Origin of the sequence: Vibrio sp. 10N.222.46.A1 (assembly GCF_041473595.1) — a bacterium.
Taxonomy (GTDB): domain Bacteria; phylum Pseudomonadota; class Gammaproteobacteria; order Enterobacterales; family Vibrionaceae; genus Vibrio; species Vibrio tasmaniensis_A.
Window position 1 is genome coordinate 1 of sequence record NZ_JBFRSN010000219.1, and the last position, 4,295, is coordinate 4,295.

Annotated in this window: 2 protein-coding genes; both read right to left on the reverse strand. The window is 47.5% G+C overall.

Features of this window, described 5'->3' with window-relative positions:
• Positions 1-3,007 (reverse strand): efflux RND transporter permease subunit (locus tag AB4496_RS07390; RefSeq protein ID WP_372130757.1); only part of this gene is annotated, 3,007 nt, incomplete at its 3' end.
• Between the two features lie 6 nt (positions 3,008-3,013).
• Positions 3,014-4,099: an efflux RND transporter periplasmic adaptor subunit gene (locus tag AB4496_RS07395; protein WP_009844925.1), complete on the reverse strand. Its 1,086-nt coding sequence runs from the start codon at positions 4,097-4,099 to the stop codon at positions 3,014-3,016.
• Between the last annotated feature and the right edge of the window lie 196 nt (positions 4,100-4,295).

Sequence of the window (4,295 nt, forward strand, 5' to 3'; positions counted from 1 at the left end):
ATCCAGTCGTGTTCTGAGAGATAGCCCCTGCACCATTGGCAAACACCAAAGGCAAGATGCCAAGGATGAATGACCATGACGTCATGTTTACGGCTCTAAAACGCATCTTGCCGCCTTGGATAGCTGCCTCTTCGATACTTAAACCTTGAGTCTCACGCTTCAGCTTTGAGAATTCGACCATCAAAATCGCGTTCTTAGCTGCTAGGGAAATCAATAGAATCAAGCCAATTTGACCGTAGATAGACAAGGCCTGCCCACCCGCTAATAACGCCGCGAAAGTACCCACAGCAGCGGTTGGAGCCACAATAATGATCGCAGCAGGCAGAGCCCATGATTCGTACTGAGCTACAAGGAATAAGTAGATGAATACCAGAGCTAAAACCAGAGCGATTTGAGCCGTGTTCCCCGCCAACTTCTCTTGATAAGCCATGTTCGTCCACTCATAGGTGTAACCCTGAGTGAGAACTTCCTCGGCGATACGCTCCATTGCGTCAATCGCCTCACCAGATGAGTAACCTGGAGCTGGATTTAGCTGTAAACGTGCCGCAGGTAACATGTTGTAGCTTGTAACTAGGTCAGGTTCTAATGTCGGTTCGATCGTTGCGACAGCAGACAGCGGAACTTGTTCGCCAAGCGCCGACGGGACATGTATGCGTAGCACATCAGATAGATCATTTCGTTGTTCCCCTTTAGCTTGAACAAAAACTCGGTAGCTTCTTCCGTTTAGGGCAAAGTCATTAACATATGAAGACGCCAGATGTGTCGCCATCGCATCGTTAATTGCACTGAGTGGTACGCCTAACTGACGCGCTTTCTCGCGATCAATTTCGACGTTGTAATGTGGAACATTGGCACGATAAGTCGTCATCGCATTAGTGATTTCTGGCGCTTGATTAGCCGCTGCCATCATCGCGTAAGTCACTTGCGCGAGTTCTTGAGCAGTGCGGCCAGACGTGTCTTGCACCATAAACTCAAGTGCATCACCGATACCAATACCTGGAATAGGTGGTAGACCCATAGCGATGCTCATCGACTTATCAATGCCATACAATTGCATGTTGATGCGCTGGGCAACCGCAGCTTGTGTATGGTCGCCATCCATTGCAAGACGCTCATCCCAGTCTTTCAAATTAACAAACATGGTCGCTGAGTTAGCGGCAACACCACCGGTCAGAGCATTGAAGCCAATTGCACCTGCGAAATCTTCAATTGCTGGGTCTTGGTTTAATACCGCTTCAGCTTGACGAATCAAGTCATGAGTACGCTCTTTCGATGCGTTATCAGGCAAGAACATCGCGAGCGCCAACACGCCTTTGTCTTCAGCTGGAACAAATGCCGTCGGTAGCTTGTCATTCATCGCCACCATGGCAGCAATAGCCACTGCGAACGAAACCAAAAGCACTGCTGATTTGCGCACCAATAAAGAGACTGCTTTGCCATACGCGTTTGTTACTTTGTCGAACATTGCATTGAATGCCACAAACCACTTAGCAGGCTTAGGGTTACGCTTCATAACCATTGCACATAATGCAGGTGACAGCGTGAGTGCATTGATAGCGGATAGCACCAAAGCAATACAGATGGTGATAGAGAACTGAGCAAACATCAGCCCCGTGATGCCTGGAAGCAATGCCACAGGAATAAACACCGCAAGCATGACTAATGTCGATGCGACAATCGGGCCGGTGACTTCTTTCATAGCTCGATTGGTGGCTTCTTTGGCATCAATGGTTTGGTTTTCATTGAGAATGCGTTCTACGTTCTCAACCACCAAAATGGCATTGTCCACCACGATACCAATCGCCAGAATCAAGCCAAATAAGGTAACGGTATTGATACTAAAGCCACCCAATTGCATGAAAGCAAAAGTACCAATCAAAGACACAGGAATCGCAATCACAGGTGCAAGTGTTGTTCTGACATTACCCAAGAACAGGTAAGTCACCGCAATCACAAGCCCGACAGCAACAATTAAGGTTTCGACGATGCTGCGAATAGACGCTTCAACCGATAAGGTGGTGTCGTATGGGATCGCGTAAGTCATACCGGCTGGCATGATGCTTTCAATGTCTTTCAGTACCGATTTAACCGCAGCGCCTGTTTCCAAAGCGTTGGCATCTGGGTTAGCCTGCATTGCGACTAGAGCAGCATCTCCGCCATTGTAGGTTGCGTAGGCATCATAGAATTGGCTACCAATCTCTACGTTTGATACATCTTTCAGGTAGATTTGATTGCCGTCTGCTAAGGTTTTTACAATAATTTGTTCAAACTCTTCTGCACTCGACAGTCGACCTTGAGTGATCAAGTTAAACTGCAATGCGGCATTTTCACGACTTGGACCTTGGCCAATTCGCCCTGCTGGCACTACTGCATTTTGTTCACGAATCGCGTTCTTCACATCAAATGTTGTCACACCCAGTGACGCCATGCGGTCCATATCGAGCCACACGCGCATACCATAGGTCGCACCAATCAAATCGCTGCTTGCTAAGCCAGAGATACGAGCGATACGCTCCATGAAGTTTGCTTCGACCCAGCTGTTAAGCTCTAGCTCTGACATCGATTGATCTTCAGAGTAGAAAGCAATCGCGAGCAAGTCATCCGGCGCGGCTTTACGAATACGCACACCACGAGCACGAACTTCAAACGGCAGCATGTTTTCAGCAACGGCGACGCGGTTAGATACGTTAACCATCGCCATATCCGCATCAACGCTGTTATCAAAGGTAATGTTTAAGAAGTAACGGCCATCGTTGGTTGAACGCGACTGCATGTAAACCATGCCATCTACACCGTTCACTTCCTCTTCAATTGGATTACCAATCACCTCTTTTACGGTTTCAGCACTGGCACCCGGCATGAACGCGACGACACGAACTTGCGGAGGCGTCACGCTTGGGTACTCTGAAATCGGCATGGTTTTAATCGCAATCAAACCAATCAAGGTCAGGAAGATCGAGATAACAAACGCAAATTTCGGTCGGTCGATAAAAAATTTACTGATCATAATCTATTACTCCGCAACTGAAACAGGAGCACCAGGACGAATACGTTGCAGTCCGCCAACAATCACTGGTTCACCGGCGTCCAAGCCATTTGCGACGAAAACATCTTGTCCAATTCGATCACCTACAACGACATCACGACGTACCGCGTTGCCTTCTTCGATGGTAAGTACATATTGAGCGAGCTGATCTTGATGGATCGCTTTATGAGGAATTTGCACGCCGCTTAACGGTTCTGCACTCGTTAGACCAACACGAACAAATTGATTTGGCAGCAGACCCGCTTCGCTGTTATCAAAAGAGGCAGAAATCGTCACCGTACCGCTGGCTGCATTCACTTTGTTATCAACAAAAGCGATGTTGCCTTGGTAGTCCGTCAATTGACCATCACGCTCAAGCAATACTGATGTTGCTTGCTTACCTTGAAGCTGATATTGACTCAGTTCGCTTTCTTTAATCGAGAAAGTGGCATCGATCGGATCCATCTTGATCAGGTCAATCAATGGGCCAAAGTTAGGGCCTACCATGTCACCGATAGAGAAGTTACTTTTCCCTAACTGACCTGAATACGGTGCTTTAACTTGGGTTTGGTCTAAGTTGTCTTGCTGAACTCTTACGTTTGCTCGCGCAGATACCACTCGAGATCTCGCCATCTCTAGCTCCGCAATACTCAAATCAAGCTGCGACTGTGAAATACCGCCCGACTTCAACATCTGAGTGGTTCTTTCATGGTTTAGCTGAGTCAAGCTCATTGCCGATTGCGCTTCAGATAAGGTTGCTTTTGCCGCATCAAATGCCGCTTGGTATGACGTTGGGTCAATTTCAAAAAGCACAGCGCCCGCTTCGACAAAGGCACCGTCATCAAAGAGTTTATTTAACAAGAAACCACTGGTTCTTGGTGTCAGTTGAGCAGACTCAACCGCCTCCATTCTTCCTACATGGTATTGGATTGGCGAATGCGCCATTTCCTCGGCAAGTACCACCGTTACAGGTGTACTAGGCACTGGAGCAGCGGTTTGCTCCGTAGGTTGTGAATTACCACCACAGCCTGCAAGTAAGATACTTGCGGTTAATAACGTTATTGTTTTTTTCATCGTGTGTTCTCTACAAATACGTCGATACATTGAGTGACCGCATCCTTGATTCAATCTGAGCTTCAACCTCAGGTGCCATCACATTTGATCTATTTTCTATTCGGCGTTGACGCCATGATTTCGAGCGAGCGCTTTAACCAGCTTTTTCGACTAGCGTTTCAAACCAGCGTTAATCGCACTGATGTCTTCAGGTAAA

Bases quoted from the DNA above. Each gene is read 5' to 3' on its own strand.
- AB4496_RS07395 (WP_009844925.1), bottom strand. From the start codon at position 4,099: ATGAAAAAAACAATAACGTTATTAACCGCAAGTATCTTACTTGCAGGC.